Here is a 16,720-nt window from a genome sequence, read left to right as displayed (position 1 = left end):
CCAGTCACATAGTTATCTATGCTCCTGGGGATTCGTTCACTTGCCGCCGCGCTACAACTCGAAATTTATTGGGTATAGATCGAAAAATTTTTGCCATGAAAGTCTGTTAGGTTATTACGCGTTTTTGAGACGTTATTGTAATAATGAGATAGTATTCTTTAGATTAAAAATATAGTGATTATTTAATTATATATATAATATTGTGGAAATTATAGGATTGTCAGTTATATAGATGATTGAAATTATTTTGTTTTTATATCTTCGCTATTTTATTTTGATTTTTTTAATTAAAATTTAATTATGCTGGAGTTTGTCTTTTGGGATTTAATAATCTATATTTGTTTAAGTTGAAAAATAACAAGGTAACTTAATTAAGTTGTTTATACTATGATATTATTTTTTTGTTAAATTTTTATTTATAGCGTAGCTGTAAATTAAGTTATTATTATTTTTGAAGACTATATACGGGTATATTAATGATGACGATGAAATTTATTTTCGTTCCATTTGATACCTACATCATAATTAAAGCAAGGAAAAAAGTATGAATTTAAATAAAAAGGCTTTCCTTATTTCCCCTTTTTTATTAGCTATTAGTCACGTTAGTATGGCATGTACGCCTGATCCAGAGATAGAAAAAATAATAACCCAAAACGGGTTAGCCGGTACTAAAGTGATGTCCATGTATAGAAATTGTACCCTTACTGTCTCGTCGTTACCTAAAGAGAAGAAAGTTACATTAACAAACAGTAAAGCGGCAAAACGTGATGATGAGGCAAAAAATGCGATGTATTGGTATCGGGGGATGTCGTTAGATGAGTATATAACATTTGACGGGAATAAATATAAAAATCTCCCCTGTGTTGCACTAAAAGATGCGTACTGTGGAATTGCACCTAACTATACTTATGCAAAGAGTTATTTGGTAATTAAAAACCCTGGGGTTGTTATTGAGTTTAGTACGATAGAACCTGGTTGGTTATATAAGGATTTCACAACTCGGCATGACTGTAAGCCTAAAGCGGAAGATGGAACAGTATCGTATGGACTGGGTGGACAAGGAACATCGGTAAATTGTGATGCGGAATATAAGAGACTTGGAATAGGAAATGTCTTTAATAGGTGGTTATCAGAAAAACCAACTAAAATAGACCCTATAATTTCTTATGTATTATTGAAAAAATAGACTTTAATATTTGTGTTGTAATTATATTTTTATTAACTCTAAATGAGATTTGTTGAAATAATAGCACCGAGTGTTTATAACCTCGGTGCTTTTTATTGATAATAAATTTTAAGTGAACTTATCAGTGTTACTGGGAAATAAATATTAATTATTTGAATTATATAGATAGTCATAATTGTAATTGGATGATGTTTTTTATGTTATTGTAGAATAATAAATAAGTAATTTTTATTACATATGACATTGTAATAACTGAAGAATTATCTATTTTATATGTTATTGAAATTATATTTTTTTATGTTTTTGTCTTATTTTTAATTTAATTATTATGTGGCTTGTTTTTTTTGATTTAGTCATCTACCTTTATTTAAGATAGCTAATAAAAAGATGAGCTAATTGAATCATATGGCTTATATTGTTAGTTCATTTTGTGGTTTGTTTTTTATTTATAGTCGCATTATATATTAAGTCATTATGTGTCAGCAAAGATTATAGGTTTATTGATAACAGCTATAAAGTATATTTTTATGTCTTTGGGTGTCAATATTATCAATAAAGCAAGGAGAGAAATATGAGTTTTAATGAAAAAGTTCTTCTGATTTCCCCTTTATTATTATCTGTTAGTCAATTTAGTGTGGCATGTAATATTGATCAGATGGTAGAAAATATAATAAAAAGCTATGGTTTACAAGAAACCGAAGTGATGTCTATGTATAAAAAGTGTGAGTTTGATGTGGTTAATACCGGAAATAAAATTATATTAACTAATAATGAATCCCGAAAGAGTGATGAGCGTGCAGAACTAGCGATATACTGGTATAGAGGAATGGGAATAGAGGAATATAAACTATTTGATAGTAATAAATATACCAGAATTCCTTGTGCTAATATACCAAATCGTTTTTGCAGAATTTCTCCTGAATATACTTACGCGAAGAGCTATCCGATGAGAGAGGATAAAAAATTTGTTATCGAGTTTAGGACGATAGAACCTGGCTGGCTGTATAATGAATTTACAACTAAACATAACTGCGAAATTAATGTTGAATCGAGAGGAGAATCATATGGACTTGGTGAAATAAGTACATTGATAAAAGATGAATCAAATTGTAAGCCTAAAGGTTATAATATAGGGAATGAATTTAATAAATTATTATTAGAAAAACCAGTTAAAATGGAGGTGACAGTTTCTTATGTACAATTACCCATACCGAAATGATCTTTAACATCTGTTCTGTGATTATATACTCATTAGTTTTAAACGATTTTTTTAGTACAGAGTATTTGATAAGCTTTGGTGCTTTTCCTTAAGTTACAGAGAGTGCGACTAGATGTTAAAGAAAGTCTTTACTGAGAAATATTTTTCAAAAGGTATATTATCATATAATTATTGGTTTCTTTGTTTTATGCCATTATTATATGGTTTTTCATATATTCTAATGAAATATTTTTTAATTTAATCATGCCGGAATTTGTTTTTGTTTTTTCTAATTAAATAATCTACCTTATTTAAGGCAGATAATATAATAATAGAGATTAATACAGTGGGATAATTGATTGTATATTATTTGCAATAGTGTTTTTCTAAATCAATTTAATTAGGTACCAAAAATATAAATAGATCAAGGAGATAAATATGAATTTAAATAAAAAGGTTTTCCTTATTGCCCCTCTTTTATTCGCTATTAGCAGTGTCAGTATGGCATGTATGAAAGATCCGGAAAACATTAGAAATCAGGTAAAAGACGCAATAAATGCAAATGGGTTGGCAAAAACCAAAGTCATGTCTTTATATACAAATTGTGTTCTTAGAGTTAAAGATAACACACCGAATAAACTTACGCTAAAGAGTAATAAGACTGTAAATAGTGATAATGAGGCAGAAAAATCGACGTACTGGTATCGAGGAATGGAGATAAAAGAATATCAAACATTTGATAAGAATAGGAACGAGAAAATTTCTTGCGTTCAAGAAAAAAATAGTTTCTGTGGAATTGCGCCTCAATTCACTTACTCACAAGGTTATCTAACCAATAAAAAGCCCGGTGTTGTTATTGAATTTAAGACGGAAAAGGCTGGCTGGTTATATGATGACTTTACAACTAAACATAAGTGTAAGACTAAAGCTGAAGGTGGAGGAACATACGGGCTTGGTGTAACAGGAACATCGGCAAGTTGTGATGATGAATATAAGAAAAGTGGAATAGGAAATATATTTAATGGCTGGTTATCAAAGAATAAAATACAAGCTCAAGTCGCGTATGTATTATTAAAGAAACAGAAAAAATAGGCTTATCTGTTCTATCAACATGTAATTATCAATCTTAAATTTATTCCGATAAAAAGTGCCGCATATATGCGGCACAATTAAATTATTTTTTGTAGTTCATTACGTGCAGCCTGAGCCAGGAAACCACTTCTGCTACCATATTCAGGATGATCATGAACAATCGTATCAATACGATGTAATAAACGATGTGGCAAGGTAATATTGATCCGTTCTGCTCGGCCATCGAATTTATCCATATTGACATCGACTAAGATCCATTGACCATCAATATATTTACCAATGTTTTCAGCGAGATGTTCTTGCATTGTTCTGGCTTTCGGCAGTTCTGATTCATTTTGCGTTAATAATTCAAAATGTACCTCAATAGCACTTTTAGCATCTTGCCAAGTTTCTTCCAGTGTATCGCCAGCAAAATAACAGCCGGGTACATCAGGAAACCAGCCGCTTGCACTGCCATCGGTATCAACTTCAATAAAAGCGGGATATAACATATTTTTTCTCCTGATTTGAGTGTTTCTGGTTACTTTATTTAAGACCCGCATCTTTCATGATCTGGTGTAATGTTCCGATTTTTATATCTTTTCTAGGATGAGGAACAGTTATCACTATCGAAAAATCAGGGTGTCTGAATTGATGATGACTGCCTTTTATCCGTTCTAAAGTCCAGCCATTTTTTTCTAGCAGCTTTATTAATTCTGAACTTTTCACCTAGCTTCCATATATTGGTTGATAGTTATATTACACATTATACACACTATCACAATGTTAAAGCGAGTGAGATAAAGAAAATAAAAAGGCTGAATCCAGTGAAATACAGAATTCAGCCTTATCAGCCATTAATTTGCTATGGATAAGAAACGGTTACGCTTCTCCTTGTGCCGATTGAATTGCAGTCAGTGCAACGGTGTAAACGATATCGTCTACCAAAGCGCCACGGGACAAATCGTTCACCGGTTTACGCATCCCTTGCAGCATTGGCCAGCAAGGGATGGTTGGAAGAAGAGTATAATTATGAAATAACTTCTTTAGAAAATGAGTAAATAAAATTTTGTATTATTTAGTGATTATTGTATATCGGTTAATACCCTTCATCTTTCAAGTTGCTGCTTTGTTGGCTGCTTTCACTCACCCCGGTCACATAGTTATCTATGCTCTCGGGGATTCGTTCACTTGCCGCCGCGCTGCAACTCGAAATCTATTGGGTATACTGTGTTTTTAATATAATAACAATTAATAAGCGTAAGAAATTATAAAAAATAAAAATACAACTTTGATTTATAATTTCATTAAAGTCACAAAATATAATAATAATATAGAATCTTAAAGTGTGTTTTTGTTCTGGTAACTACTTTAATAATTGATAATATAGTTTAAAACACATAATTAAATTAAAATAACTAAGGATATAAAAATGGAATGTAATCTAGTTGTAGAAAAAAATAAAAAGATGATTTCATCGGATACTGTACAAAAAAATAAGGAAATTAACTTATTTATATTTAATGAACATCAAGCTAACCTGCTTCACTATTTTTCCGAAGATATTGCTAAGCGTGGTGGTCCACAGGTTAGCGGAATTAGAATGATTGTGGTACAAGCTGGTATTGAATTAAAACAAACATTTTCAGAAATCCAACAAGAAGTGATTAGAGTATATTCTGATGGTTTAATGTCCGCTCTAGTTTTTGAAGGGATGAAAAAAGTTACTAATGATATACTCCCTGATAAATTACCCTCGTTTTCTTCACTAGATAATCAATATGCTATCCTTTATTTGGCGGCTCGTAATCAAATCTTACTGGAACTTGTTGAACATAGAGCTTTTGCATATGATATTGAAAATTATGGTAAAATAGTGCGTCTGGTTGCTCATTTTAAAGAGGGAGGTTTGCAGGATATTGATTCTGAAAATAATAGAGTAGAATTAAGTTCTCATTCAGGCTTATCCCTTGGCCCTCACACCGAAGGGCCATATTGGAGTGCAGTGAAAGTTAAAAATAGTCACTCTCCTGCACCGTCTTCTTTGATTTTATCATCAATGTGGAATCCTCTAATGGAACCTACATTTGTTATTCCAATGCCTGAAGTATTAGAAAGGGTAGGTGCAACTAATGTTTTGGCTCTGTCGTCATACAACTTTAATTTTACATATAGTGACTCTTATGCCGACGAAAAGGGAGAAGATGGTAAGGGGATATCTATAATAGATTTTAATGAAAAATTCTCTTTCTCCATCCGATATAATTCCTACCGTTTTTCTGTTGATGAAAAAGCCTCAGATGTTGTCAAGAAAGCATATGAAATATTTTGTCAGGCAGTTAACGATGCTATACCGTATCAATATGTATTAACACAGGAATCTGCAATTGCTATTAATAATTATCGAGCATTACATTGTCGGGATATAGTAAAGGATAATCGTCGATTGTTAGTTCGGTTGTTTGGTCTTGCAAAATATGCGGAAGGAGTTGTTATCTCAGATGATCCTTTATTGCTTAAAGGCTAAATAATTACTTGTTGTGTTATTACAATGAAATTTAATAAAGTATAGTTATATTTAATTTTTAACTATTTGGAATGCTATATTAAATGGTACTTTTAAAGTGCTGCACTAATACTTTTTGGTTTTTTTGATCGGATTTGTAAGTATGTCACATTCTTTTGCGAAAAGGGTTGACTGAGTGTGAAGTACAATCATGAAATTCTATTGAATAGCTTGCATTATTAATAATTTAAGCTATTTTAAAACGTTTAATAATATATGGAATCATTATGGAATGGGACCTAATAGGCATACTAGCAACTATTGCTTTTTTGGCAGGTTTTTTTGATGCAATAGCAGGGGGAGGAGGATTAATAACATTGCCCGCGCTATTTCTAGCAGGAATAGAACCTATCAGTGCTATGGCAACTAATAAACTTCAAGCAACTTCGGCTAGTATATCAGCTACTGTAACTTTTGCGCGTAATGGATTGATTGAGTGGAGAAATTCAGTATTTTTAGTACTTTTTAGCCTATTAGGAGGAGTTAGTGGTGCATTATTTGTTAGTGTGGTTAGTAAGAGAGTATTAGAAGCTTGTGTACCAATATTATTAATCGTCGTCGCAATTTATTTTATCTTCGCTCCGAAACTTAGTGGGAGAAGTAATAGGAAAAGAATATCTGTATTGTTATTTTCATTTTTAATCGCGCCGGTACTTGGTTTTTATGATGGCATATTTGGACCAGGAACGGGTTCTTTTCTCATGATGAGTTTTATGTTCTTCTGTGGCCTTGAGATGATGCAGGCAATGAGTTTTACTAAGTTAGCAAATGCTTCATGCAATATTGGTGCATTGTTTATTTTTATCACTAAAGGCGTCATTATATGGCCGTTAGCCTTAGCAATGGCTATAGCGTCCTTTGCTGGAGCACAGTTAGGTGCACGTTATGCTGTTAAAATAGGTCCTCGTTTAGTAAGGCCGATGCTGATATTGGTATGTTGTGTGTTAGCGATTAAACTTATTAGTGCTGAAAACAACCCGCTACGGATTATGATCCTTAATCTTCTATAAATTTGTACTGAATTAAAATAAATCACTAGGTGGACTGAATTATGCCCAATTTCATTAATTAAGATTGGCATATTATAGCAAGAGAGCATGGCTAACTATGTGACCGGGGTGAGTGAGTGCAGCCAGCAAAGAGGCAACTTGAAAAGATAACGGGTATATAACGCAGAAGAATAAATTCAAAGGTCTGAACCTTATTAAAGAGGTCAGACCTTGATTAATTTAATTGGGGCAAGTGCAAGAAACGGTTACGCTTCTCCTTGTGCCGATTGAATTGCAGTCAGTGCAACGGTGTAAACGATATCGTCTACCAAAGCGCCACGGGACAAATCGTTCACCGGTTTACGCATCCCTTGCAGCATTGGACCGATAGAAACTAGATCTGCAGAACGCTGTACCGCTTTGTAGGTGGTGTTACCAGTGTTCAGATCAGGGAAGATGAACACGGTAGCTTGACCGGCAACCGGTGAGTTTGGTGCTTTGGATTTAGCCACATCTGCCATGATCGCGGCGTCATACTGCAATGGACCATCAATGATCAGGTCTGGGCGTTTCTCTTGCGCCAAACGGGTTGCTTCACGTACTTTTTCAACGTCACTACCTGCACCAGAATTACCGGTAGAGTAGGAAATCATGGCAACACGCGGTTCGATACCAAATGCTTTAGCAGAATCTGCCGATTGAATGGCGATTTCAGACAGTTGTTCAGCAGTCGGGTCTGGGTTGATCGCACAGTCACCGTAAACCAAAACTTGTTCTGGTAGCAGCATAAAGAACACGGATGATACCAATGAGCTGCCTGGTGCAGTTTTGATTAATTGTAATGGTGGGCGGATTGTGTTTGCCGTGGTGTGTACCGCTCCGGAAACCAGACCGTCAACTTCGCCCTGTTCTAGCATCAACGTGCCCAGAACAACGTTGTCTTCCAGTTGTTCACGTGCAACAACTTCGGTCATGCCTTTGTTTTTACGCAGTTCAACCAGACGTGGAACATAACGCTCACGTACTGCAACTGGATCAACAATTTCGATACCAGTGCCCAGTTCTACCCCTTGAGCCGCAGCAACACGGCGGATCTCTTCTGGATCGCCCAGCAGAACACATCGCGCGATACCACGGTCAGCACAGATGGAAGCCGCTTTCACGGTACGAGGTTCGTCACCTTCAGGCAGAACAATACGTTTGCCTGCTTTACGTGCCAGTTCTGTTAATTGATAACGGAATGCAGGTGGAGACAGACGGTGTGGTCGTTCAGAATTCGCTGTCAGGGAGTCGATCCACTCTTTGTTGATATGGTGGGCAACGTAGTTTTGCAGCTTTTCGATACGTTCATGGTCATCAGCTGGCACTTCCAAGCTGAAACTTTGCAGGCTCAGGGAAGTCTGCCAGGTGTTGGTATCAACCATAAAGACTGGTAGACCCGTTCCGAAAGCACGCTCACACAATTGTTTAATCGGTTCATCGATGGAATAGCCACCAGTCAACAAAATTGCACCGATTTCAACACCATTCATGGCAGCCAAACAGGCTGAAACCAGAACATCAGGGCGATCAGCAGAAGTGACTAATAGAGAACCTGGGCGGAAATGTTCCAGCATATGTGGAATGCTACGTGCACAAAAAGTCACGGATTTCACACGACGAGTTTTGATCGCGCCTTCATTAATAATACGAGCATTCAGGTGCTTGGCCATGTCGATTGCGCGTGTCGCAATTAGATCAAAACTCCATGGAATGCAGCCAAGGATTGGCAATGGGCTATGTTTGGATAGATTGTTTGGATCGATATTAGCTACGATGGCTTTCGAAGATTCGTCAAAGATCTCCGACAGATCAGGGCGGGTACGGCCCTGATCATCAACCGGCGCATTCAATTTATTGATAATAACACCGGTAATGTTCTGGTTTTTACTACCACCAAATTCAGCACGAGCCAGTTCAACGCGTTCTTTCAATTGCTCTTGGGAATCGTTACCTAGCGCCAGCACGAACACGATTTCAGCGTTCAATGTCTTGGCGATTTCATAGTTCAGAGACTGGGCAAACGGGTGTTTACGGGTTGGAACCAGACCTTCAATCAGGATAACTTCTGCGTCTTTGGTGTTTTCGTGGTAAAGAGCCACGATTTTTTCCATCAGTACATCTTTCTGATTCGTCGTTAGTAAAGATTCCACATAAGCCATATTCAATGGTTCAGCGGTTTTAATACTGGAATGAGAACGGATGATTGCCGTGGTTTGGTCTTGGGAGCCGCAACAACGAGGCTGGGCAATAGGTTTGAAAACACTCAGGCTGACGCCTTTTTGCTCCATTGAGCGGATTACACCCAAACTCACACTGGTCAGGCCGACGCTGGTGCTGGTAGGGATCAACATAATTGTACGGGACACGGAAACCTCTTTACGGTTGCTCGTTGGTCAAAATAGTACCGCCAGCGGTGGCTGGCGGTTGGTAAAATATTACGCTGTCAGACGCGCTGCATCTTGAGCGATCACTAATTCTTCATTTGTTGGGATCACTAAAGCAAGACGGCTGTTGTCGGTGGTGATAGGACCGGATTTACCGAAACGGGCTGTCAGGTTACGTTCGTGATCATATTCAAAACCTAACAGAGCCAGTTTTTTCAATACCAGTTCACGGACCAGTGCTGAGTTTTCACCGATACCACCGGTAAAAATAATGGCGTCCAGCTGACCTTCCATCAGTGCGGAATACGCACCAACGTATTTAGCCAGACGGTGGCAATAAACATCCATAGCACGCTTGGCATCGGCTTTGGTTTCATAGTTATCTTCTATGTAACGGCAATCGCTGGTGACTTCGGTCAGACCCAGCAGGCCAGATTCTTTGGTCAACAATTTGTTGATTTGTTCAACGCTCATGCCCAGTGAATCATGTAGGTGGAAAATGATAGCTGGGTCAATATCACCGCTGCGAGTACCCATGACCAGACCTTCCAGTGGCGTTAGTCCCATAGAAGTATCGACACACTGACCATTAACGATTGCAGAGATGGAACCGCCGTTGCCCAAGTGGCAAACAATAACATTCAGTTCTTCAACAGGCTTGTTCAGCGTTTTTGCCGCTTCACGGGAAACGAAGAAGTGACTGGTTCCGTGGGCACCATAACGACGAATGCCGTGCTCTTTATACAGATTGTATGGCAGTGCATACAGGTAAGCTTCTTCTGGCATGGTTTGATGGAAAGCGGTATCGAAAACGGCAACGTTTTTGGCAGCCAGGTGTGGGAACCCTTTTTTCGCTTCTTCAATGCCAATCAGGTGAGCAGGGTTGTGCAATGGCGCGAATGGAACCGCATCTTTAATACCCTGAATAACTTCATCATTAATGGTGACAGAAGAGGTGAATTTTTCACCGCCATGAACAATACGGTGACCGATTGCGGCGATTTGGGCAGAAAGTTCTGGTTTTTCAGCCAGAATAGTATTAACAATAAAGTTTAATGCTTCACTGTGGGCTGCACCAGCACCTAAAGCGGCTTCATGTTTTGCGCCATCCATTTTCCACTTAATGCGGGCTTCGGGCAGGTTAAAACATTCAGCTAGACCAGAAAGATATTCTTCACCGTTAGCAGGATCGATGATAGCAAATTTCAGAGAAGAGCTACCGCAATTGAGGACCAGTACCAGCTTACTTGACATGGAAATACCTATATCGTGTTTGTCAATGAGTCTTACAGATAAGACATGTGATTAATAAAACGTCAATTACTCATTAGCGTAGCGCATAATAGTGATGACATTAAATGATTAACATCATGCTAAGTGTGAAAGGCATGATGATAAGGCTTAAATTTTCAAAAAACCTTTTTTTGCTGGCTCTAATGTTAAGACATAGGGTGATTTGTTAACAAAATGAGCCTAAATGCAGCGAAAAAGGTAAAATATGCTGCTTTACCGCTGTGTTAAGCATAAAAGTGGGTGTAGGATACCGACAGACAGCAGTAAAGACAAAATATACCTAATCCTACAAAAAATGTTTTATCATTTACAATGTTTTTTTAAAAACTATGTTTTTAATTGATTGAGGTCATGATGAGCACAATGCCTCCTGCCAGTAGCGGATGGATAAAGAAGATGCAACTGGGGCAAAAATATATGAAGACCTGGCCGATTGAAAAACAGTTGGCGCCAGTGTTTCCTGAAAACCGGATTATTAAGGCAACCCGTTTTGGTATCCAGTTTATGCCACCATTGGCTATTTTTACCTTGACTTGGCAAATTGCTTTGGGGGGACAGCTTGGTCCCGCTATTGCGACCGCACTATTTGCCTGTAGTTTGCCAATGCAGGGGCTATGGTGGTTGGGGAAACGGGCATCAACGCCGTTACCTGTGGCATTACTGAAATGGTTTCATGAAATCCGTGATAAATTTGTCAAAGCAGGAATTGCCATGGCACCAGTGCAGAAAACCCCGACTTATCAATCTCTTGCTGAAATTTTGAGACGGGCATTTAAACAACTTGATCGTTCGTTTCTTGATGATATTTAGCGGGAAGATATGACGAGATTGGAGCTGGTCGATCGGTATTTGAAATCTCTGATTGAGAAATCAACAGATAAAATAGCGGTTCATGGCAAAAAATGGACATGTTGTTGATCGTAACTGGAGATTTTCCCTCAATAAAATAGTCTACTAATCAAGTTTTCGACACCGTATCTTCTTTTTCGTTGATAGAGGCCATTTTGAATTGAATAGTGAACTTTTGTGGGTATTGACCCTGTTATTGATAGCTATCGTTCTTTTTATCACCAATAAATTTCGTATGGATATTGTTGCGTTATTGGTGATTATTGCGTTTGTCATGAGTGGAACACTGACACTGGGTGAAGCAACTAGTGGTTTCAGTGATCCCAACGTTTTACTGATAGCGGCCTTGTTTGTTATTGGTGAGGGGTTAGTGAGAACCGGTGTTGCTTATCAAATGGGGGATTGGCTGGTAAGAGTTGCCGGAAACAGCGAAACCAAGATGTTGGTTTTGTTGATGATGACTGTTGCAGGGCTTGGTGCTTTCATGAGTTCCACGGGGGTAGTTGCGATTTTTATTCCGGTTGTGCTCAGTGTTGCGGCAAGAATGAAAATTTCTCCAGGGCGGTTGATGATGCCTCTGAGCTTTGCTGGGCTTATCAGTGGCATGATGACGTTGGTTGCTACGCCGCCGAATATGGTCGTTAACAGTGAGTTGATACGTGAAGGGCTTCCTGGTTTCAAGTTTTTCTCGATTACACCTATTGGTTTTCTGATTTTGTTTGCTGGCATTAGCTATATGTTGATTGCTCGTCGTTGGCTGGGAAGCAATCAGCCGGATAATGGTCACGACAAATGGAACCGCCGTACTTTCCGTGATCTTATCCACGACTATAAATTGTCCGGTCGCGCCCGTCGTCTGGCAATCCGGCAAGGCTCCCCGTTGATTGGTCTCTCTCTTGATGAATTAAATTTGCGCGCCCGTTATGGTGCTAATGTTGTTGGTATTGAGCGTTGGCGGCGTTTCCGGCGTGTTATGGTGAGCGTGACTGGCAATACCGTGCTGAGAGAACGGGATGTATTGCTGATTGATATGTCAGACAGTGAAGTGGATTTGCGAGAATTTTGCAGTGAGCAATGGCTGGAGCCGATGGTGCTGCGTGGCGAGTATTTTTCTGCACAATCCCGCAATGTGGGTATGGCTGAAGTATCGTTGATCCCGGAATCAGATTTACTGGGTAAATCTCTACGAGAGATGAGTTTTCGTACCTGTTATGGTTTGAATGTTGTCGGCATTCGGCGTGATGGTAAGCCGTTGTCGGGTAAACTGGTGGATGAGCCGCTACAGCTTGGGGATATTTTACTGGTTATTGGTGACTGGAAATTGATCCGCGTCCTGAAAACTAAAATGCGCGATTTTATCGTACTCAATCTGCCTGTTGAGGTTGAAGAGGTGGCACCGGCAATGTCGCAGGCTCCACATGCACTTTTTAGTTTGGCGTTGATGGTTGCCATGATGCTTACTGATGAAGTGCCTAATGTGATTGCCGCATTGATAGCTTGCCTGTTGATGGGAAAATTTCGTTGTATTGATATGGAAAGCGCTTACCGATCCATTCATTGGCCTAGCATAATTCTGATTGTCGGCATGATGCCATTTGCATTGGCGTTGCAGAAAACGGGCGGGATTGATCTTATTGTCCGTGGCCTGATGGATATTGCCGGTAATATGGGGCCAAGAGTGATGTTGTTATGTTTGTTCGTGCTTTGTGCCGCGATTGGTTTGTTTATTTCTAATACGGCAACGGCGGTATTAATGGCACCGATAGCCATTGCGGCTGCGCGCGAAATGGCTGTATCACCTATGCCATTTGCTATGATTATTGGTGTGGCAGCTTCAGCCGCATTTATGACTCCCGTTTCATCGCCCGTTAATACTTTGGTTCTTGGCCCTGGTGGTTACAAATTCTCTGATTTTGTCCGTCTGGGAGTGCCATTTACCCTGTTGGTGATGGTGATAAGTGTGTTGGTTATTCCTTGGCTGTTCCCGTTTTAATGGGGGATATCAAGGTTAATTTCGTCGAGTGATAGGCTAAACCCCGGTACAAAAACTTGCATAAAGTAATCCATCTCTTGGCTGTGGCGATCAGCCAGGGTTTTTTCAAGCCGGGTTTTTGCCAGATTGAATTCACTGTTACCTGCTGATAGTTCTTCCAGACATTTGAGATAAGCACATAGAGAGTCGGCCTGTTTAACAATAAAAGCTTCTTCTGCTGTATGCTGGCTGTCATCCAGTATTGAACGGAAATCTTCTTGTAACTCTGTTGGTAGCATTTCCAGTAATCTCTTTTGCGCGATTTTTTCTATCTTTTTATATTCCCGAGCAATATGTGGATTGTGATATTTAACTGGGGTTGGTAAATCCCCGGTGATAACTTCGCTAGCGTCGTGGTACATAGCCAGCAATGCAATGCGTTCAGCATTCACATTGCCATTAAATTTGCGGTTTTTGATAATAGCTAAAGCGTGTGCGACGAAAGCAACCTGTAGGCTGTGCTCAGAGACATTTTCTGTACGCACATTGCGCATGAGAGGCCAACGATTAATCAGTTTCAAACGGGAAAGGTGGGCAAAAAAGTGGCTCATAATCATCTCTTACAATGGAACATAACTTTTATTGTGAGTGGTTGGCAGAGGTAAGTAAACGTTAAAGTTGCACCTTATTTTATCCCTGTCTTTAATAAGGAAATACGCTTTTATCAAATACGTTAACAATATCCGTCAACTGGCTTTCAGACACTATAACATCTGCAGAATGACTGGCTAATTTACATTTACTATTACTGGGAATGTTATAATCGTAATGGAAATATTTTTTAAAAGAAATTTATTCTTCTATTCCATTTTGCATACAAATTGTATACAAAAATTTCATATAATTTACAATAGTTCGCTATTACTTCAAGTATTCTCTTTTATCAAATTTAACAAATGCAATGTTTAATTCTTTTTTGTTCTGACAAATCCTTATATAATCACTGCAATTCCCCGATAAAAATAAAAAAATTAACCCTTGTTACCGGTAAAAAAATGAAAGTTTATTGGCTTTATTCTGTAAAGAACTATCATCTTGTGTCAGTAAAGAAAGTATTAGAAATGGCTATCAAGGATTCCTATCTGGTAGGTGATATTTTCGTCAGCCAGGAAGAGCTAAGTAAATGAATTTATCAGCTGTAGTAGTAGAAGTGGGTTTTCTTAATACAGCTGATAAGACTCTGGTATGAATAATGTCCGTTATCAGTGAGATTTTACGTTTTAGCAAACGATTCTGATTTCTTTATTGATGATAATTGCCAATAAATCGGGCGAATTTCTGAATCGCTACTTCCAATTCATCAAGTCTTGGCAATGTTACTATGCGGAAATGATCCGGTTCCGGCCAGTTAAATGCAGTTCCCTGCACTAATAAAACCTTTTCCTGTAATAAGAGGTCGAGCACCATTTTCTGATCATCATGGACGTTAAAACGTTTCGCATCAATTTTCGGGAACATATATAAAGCCCCTTTGGGTTTCACACAGGAAACGCCAGGGATTTGATTAATTAATTCCCATGCACGGTTACGCTGCTCATATAAGCGACCGCCAGGTAAAATGAATTCACTGATACTCTGGTAACCGCCTAAGGCGGTTTGAATCGCGTGCTGCATTGGCACATTTGCACACAAGCGCATTGATGCCAGCATTTCTAAGCCTTCAATATAACTTTTAGCGTGCTTCTTCGGACCGTTTAATACCATCCAACCTTGACGAAAACCTGCAACGCGATATGTTTTAGATAACCCGTTAAACGTTACCGTTAATAGATCAGGGGCGAGTGCGGCAATTGAATGATGCTCTGCATCGTCATATAAGATTTTGTCGTAAATCTCATCAGCAAAAATGATTAAATTATGTTGACGCGCTATTTCAACAACTTCCAACAACAATTCTTTACTATATACAGCACCCGTTGGATTATTAGGGTTAATAATCACGATTCCACGTGTACGGGGAGTAATTTTGTTACGAATATCATCTAAGTCAGGAAACCAATCTGAACTTTCATCGCACATATAATGTACTGCTTTACCACTAGAAAGTGAAACAGCAGCAGTCCAAAGAGGATAATCAGGAGCAGGAACAAGCATTTCATCGCCGGTATTTAGTAATGCTTGCATTGCCTGGACGATTAATTCAGAAACACCATTTCCGATATAAATATCTTCAACACTCACATCCAGCATATTGCGGGCTTGATAATGTTGCATGATAGCTTTGCGTGCAGAATACAAACCTTTTGAATCTGAATAACCCTGCGCTGTTGGTAAGTTACGGATAACATCTACTAAGATTTCATCTGGTGCTTCAAAACCAAAAGGCGCAGGGTTACCAATATTTAATTTAAGGACTTTATTACCTTCTTCTTCAAGGCGTTTAGCTTCCTTGAGCACTGGCCCGCGGATGTCATAACAAACATTATCCAGCTTGCTGGATTTCTTAACTGCTAGCATAGAGAGTCTTGCCTTAATTTTGGTAAAAAATGGGTTCTTTAACATATAGCGTGTAACATTTAATGTACTCTCCCGCCCTGATGTTTTGAAGATGTGTTGATATATTCGGTTAAAATGATTGTTTTAGCAAGGATGTTGTTGTTTTAGTATCTTTTTATGTTGATTATGTTGGTGTTAAATTCTTAATTCATTAATTTAATTGAAATTATATTCTTGATTGTTGCCGTTTTTTGGTGTGGATCTGAAGTGTTTTTAACGTTAAAGCCGTATGTCTCGGTGATTATGGGGAGAAAATGCACATAGCTCAATTTGCCAATAAAAATTATTGTGTTTGTATAATTTATTCTTATGTATAAGATTTAACTTGAATTAGCAATTCAGGACTATATATTTTAGAAAGATCGAACAATATTTTTGAGCATTTCTAGAAACTAGTTGTAAATTTATCTGAATAGGATTATTAAACATTAACAATATTGAAGATTTTTACTTTATATTTAGTTTTTCTGATATAACTTATGTTATTCTTTGACGTGAGTCAGAAAACAAAATAACCAAACTAGAAATCACATATAGGGTGTTGTAAATAGGGATTGTCCTCAATTTATTTAGGAATCCGAGTAACTTTTGCGAAGAAGAGGAGAAAATAAAAC

13 protein-coding genes and 1 pseudogene are annotated in these 16,720 nt (G+C 38.1%); 7 read left to right on the top strand and 7 right to left on the bottom strand.

Features of this window, described 5'->3' with window-relative positions; genetic code table 11:
- The first annotated feature begins 544 nt into the window (after positions 1–544).
- The 3 genes from BDD30_RS03865 to BDD30_RS03855 all read left to right on the top strand — a co-directional run bounded on the left by BDD30_RS03865 (position 545) and on the right by BDD30_RS03855 (position 3,476).
- A complete protein-coding gene (locus tag BDD30_RS03865; protein ID WP_015833646.1) occupies positions 545–1,186 on the top strand; it encodes a hypothetical protein in 642 nt (213 codons plus the stop codon).
- A gap of 571 nt (positions 1,187–1,757) precedes the next feature.
- Positions 1,758–2,405 (top strand): hypothetical protein, encoded by a 648-nt coding sequence (locus BDD30_RS03860; RefSeq protein WP_015833647.1) that lies wholly within the window; start codon positions 1,758–1,760, stop codon positions 2,403–2,405.
- Between the two features lie 417 nt (positions 2,406–2,822).
- On the top strand, positions 2,823–3,476 hold the full coding sequence (locus tag BDD30_RS03855; protein WP_015833648.1) for a hypothetical protein: 654 nt from the start codon (positions 2,823–2,825) through the stop codon (positions 3,474–3,476).
- A gap of 77 nt (positions 3,477–3,553) precedes the next feature.
- Here BDD30_RS03855 and BDD30_RS03850 read toward each other — a convergent pair whose 3' ends face one another.
- The 3 genes and pseudogenes from BDD30_RS03850 to BDD30_RS03840 form a co-directional block, all read right to left on the bottom strand.
- Positions 3,554–3,967, bottom strand: coding sequence for a type II toxin-antitoxin system HicB family antitoxin (locus BDD30_RS03850; RefSeq protein ID WP_015833649.1), 414 nt, complete (start codon positions 3,965–3,967; stop codon positions 3,554–3,556).
- A gap of 34 nt (positions 3,968–4,001) precedes the next feature.
- A complete protein-coding gene (locus BDD30_RS03845; protein WP_015833650.1) occupies positions 4,002–4,184 on the bottom strand; it encodes a type II toxin-antitoxin system HicA family toxin in 183 nt (60 codons plus the stop codon).
- Between the two features lie 153 nt (positions 4,185–4,337).
- Positions 4,338–4,454, bottom strand: a pseudogene (locus BDD30_RS03840) (phosphate acyltransferase); the annotation flags it as partial.
- A gap of 433 nt (positions 4,455–4,887) precedes the next feature.
- On the opposite strand from BDD30_RS03840, the gene BDD30_RS03835 reads away from it, so the two are divergent.
- Positions 4,888–5,982: a Fe(II)-2OG oxygenase family protein gene (locus BDD30_RS03835; RefSeq protein WP_197535154.1), complete on the top strand. Its 1,095-nt coding sequence runs from the start codon at positions 4,888–4,890 to the stop codon at positions 5,980–5,982.
- A gap of 266 nt (positions 5,983–6,248) precedes the next feature.
- Positions 6,249–7,031 (top strand): TSUP family transporter, encoded by a 783-nt coding sequence (locus BDD30_RS03830; RefSeq protein WP_015833653.1) that lies wholly within the window; start codon positions 6,249–6,251, stop codon positions 7,029–7,031.
- Positions 7,032–7,276: 245 nt separating this feature from the next.
- Here BDD30_RS03830 and pta read toward each other — a convergent pair whose 3' ends face one another.
- On the bottom strand, positions 7,277–9,403 hold the full coding sequence (gene pta, locus BDD30_RS03825; RefSeq protein ID WP_015833654.1) for a phosphate acetyltransferase: 2,127 nt from the start codon (positions 9,401–9,403) through the stop codon (positions 7,277–7,279).
- A gap of 84 nt (positions 9,404–9,487) precedes the next feature.
- Positions 9,488–10,690 carry an acetate kinase gene (ackA, locus tag BDD30_RS03820; protein WP_015833655.1) on the bottom strand — a complete coding sequence of 401 codons (1,203 nt, stop codon included), beginning with the start codon at positions 10,688–10,690 and terminating at the stop codon, positions 9,488–9,490.
- Between the two features lie 393 nt (positions 10,691–11,083).
- Here ackA and yfbV point away from each other — a divergent pair, with 393 nt between their 5' ends.
- Together yfbV and BDD30_RS03810 are read left to right on the top strand one after the other, a co-directional pair.
- A complete protein-coding gene (gene yfbV, locus BDD30_RS03815) occupies positions 11,084–11,539 on the top strand; it encodes a terminus macrodomain insulation protein YfbV (RefSeq protein WP_015833656.1) in 456 nt (151 codons plus the stop codon).
- A 199-nt stretch (positions 11,540–11,738) separates the two neighbouring features.
- Positions 11,739–13,571 (top strand): SLC13 family permease, encoded by a 1,833-nt coding sequence (locus BDD30_RS03810; protein WP_015833657.1) that lies wholly within the window; start codon positions 11,739–11,741, stop codon positions 13,569–13,571.
- Here the strand turns inward: BDD30_RS03810 and yfbR are convergent.
- Together yfbR and BDD30_RS03800 are read right to left on the bottom strand one after the other, a co-directional pair.
- Entirely contained in the window at positions 13,568–14,161 is a 594-nt protein-coding gene (gene yfbR / locus BDD30_RS03805; RefSeq protein ID WP_015833658.1) for a 5'-deoxynucleotidase, read from the bottom strand. The genes BDD30_RS03810 and yfbR overlap by 4 nt on opposite strands.
- A gap of 691 nt (positions 14,162–14,852) precedes the next feature.
- Positions 14,853–16,067 (bottom strand): pyridoxal phosphate-dependent aminotransferase, encoded by a 1,215-nt coding sequence (locus BDD30_RS03800; protein ID WP_041381729.1) that lies wholly within the window; start codon positions 16,065–16,067, stop codon positions 14,853–14,855.
- Positions 16,068–16,720 lie beyond the last annotated feature (653 nt).

Origin of the sequence: Photorhabdus asymbiotica, from assembly GCF_003634575.1 — a bacterium.
Taxonomy (GTDB): Bacteria; Pseudomonadota; Gammaproteobacteria; order Enterobacterales; family Enterobacteriaceae; genus Photorhabdus; species Photorhabdus asymbiotica.
The sequence above is the reverse complement of the archived record's forward strand: the minus strand, read 5'-3'. Positions and strand labels throughout refer to the sequence as shown.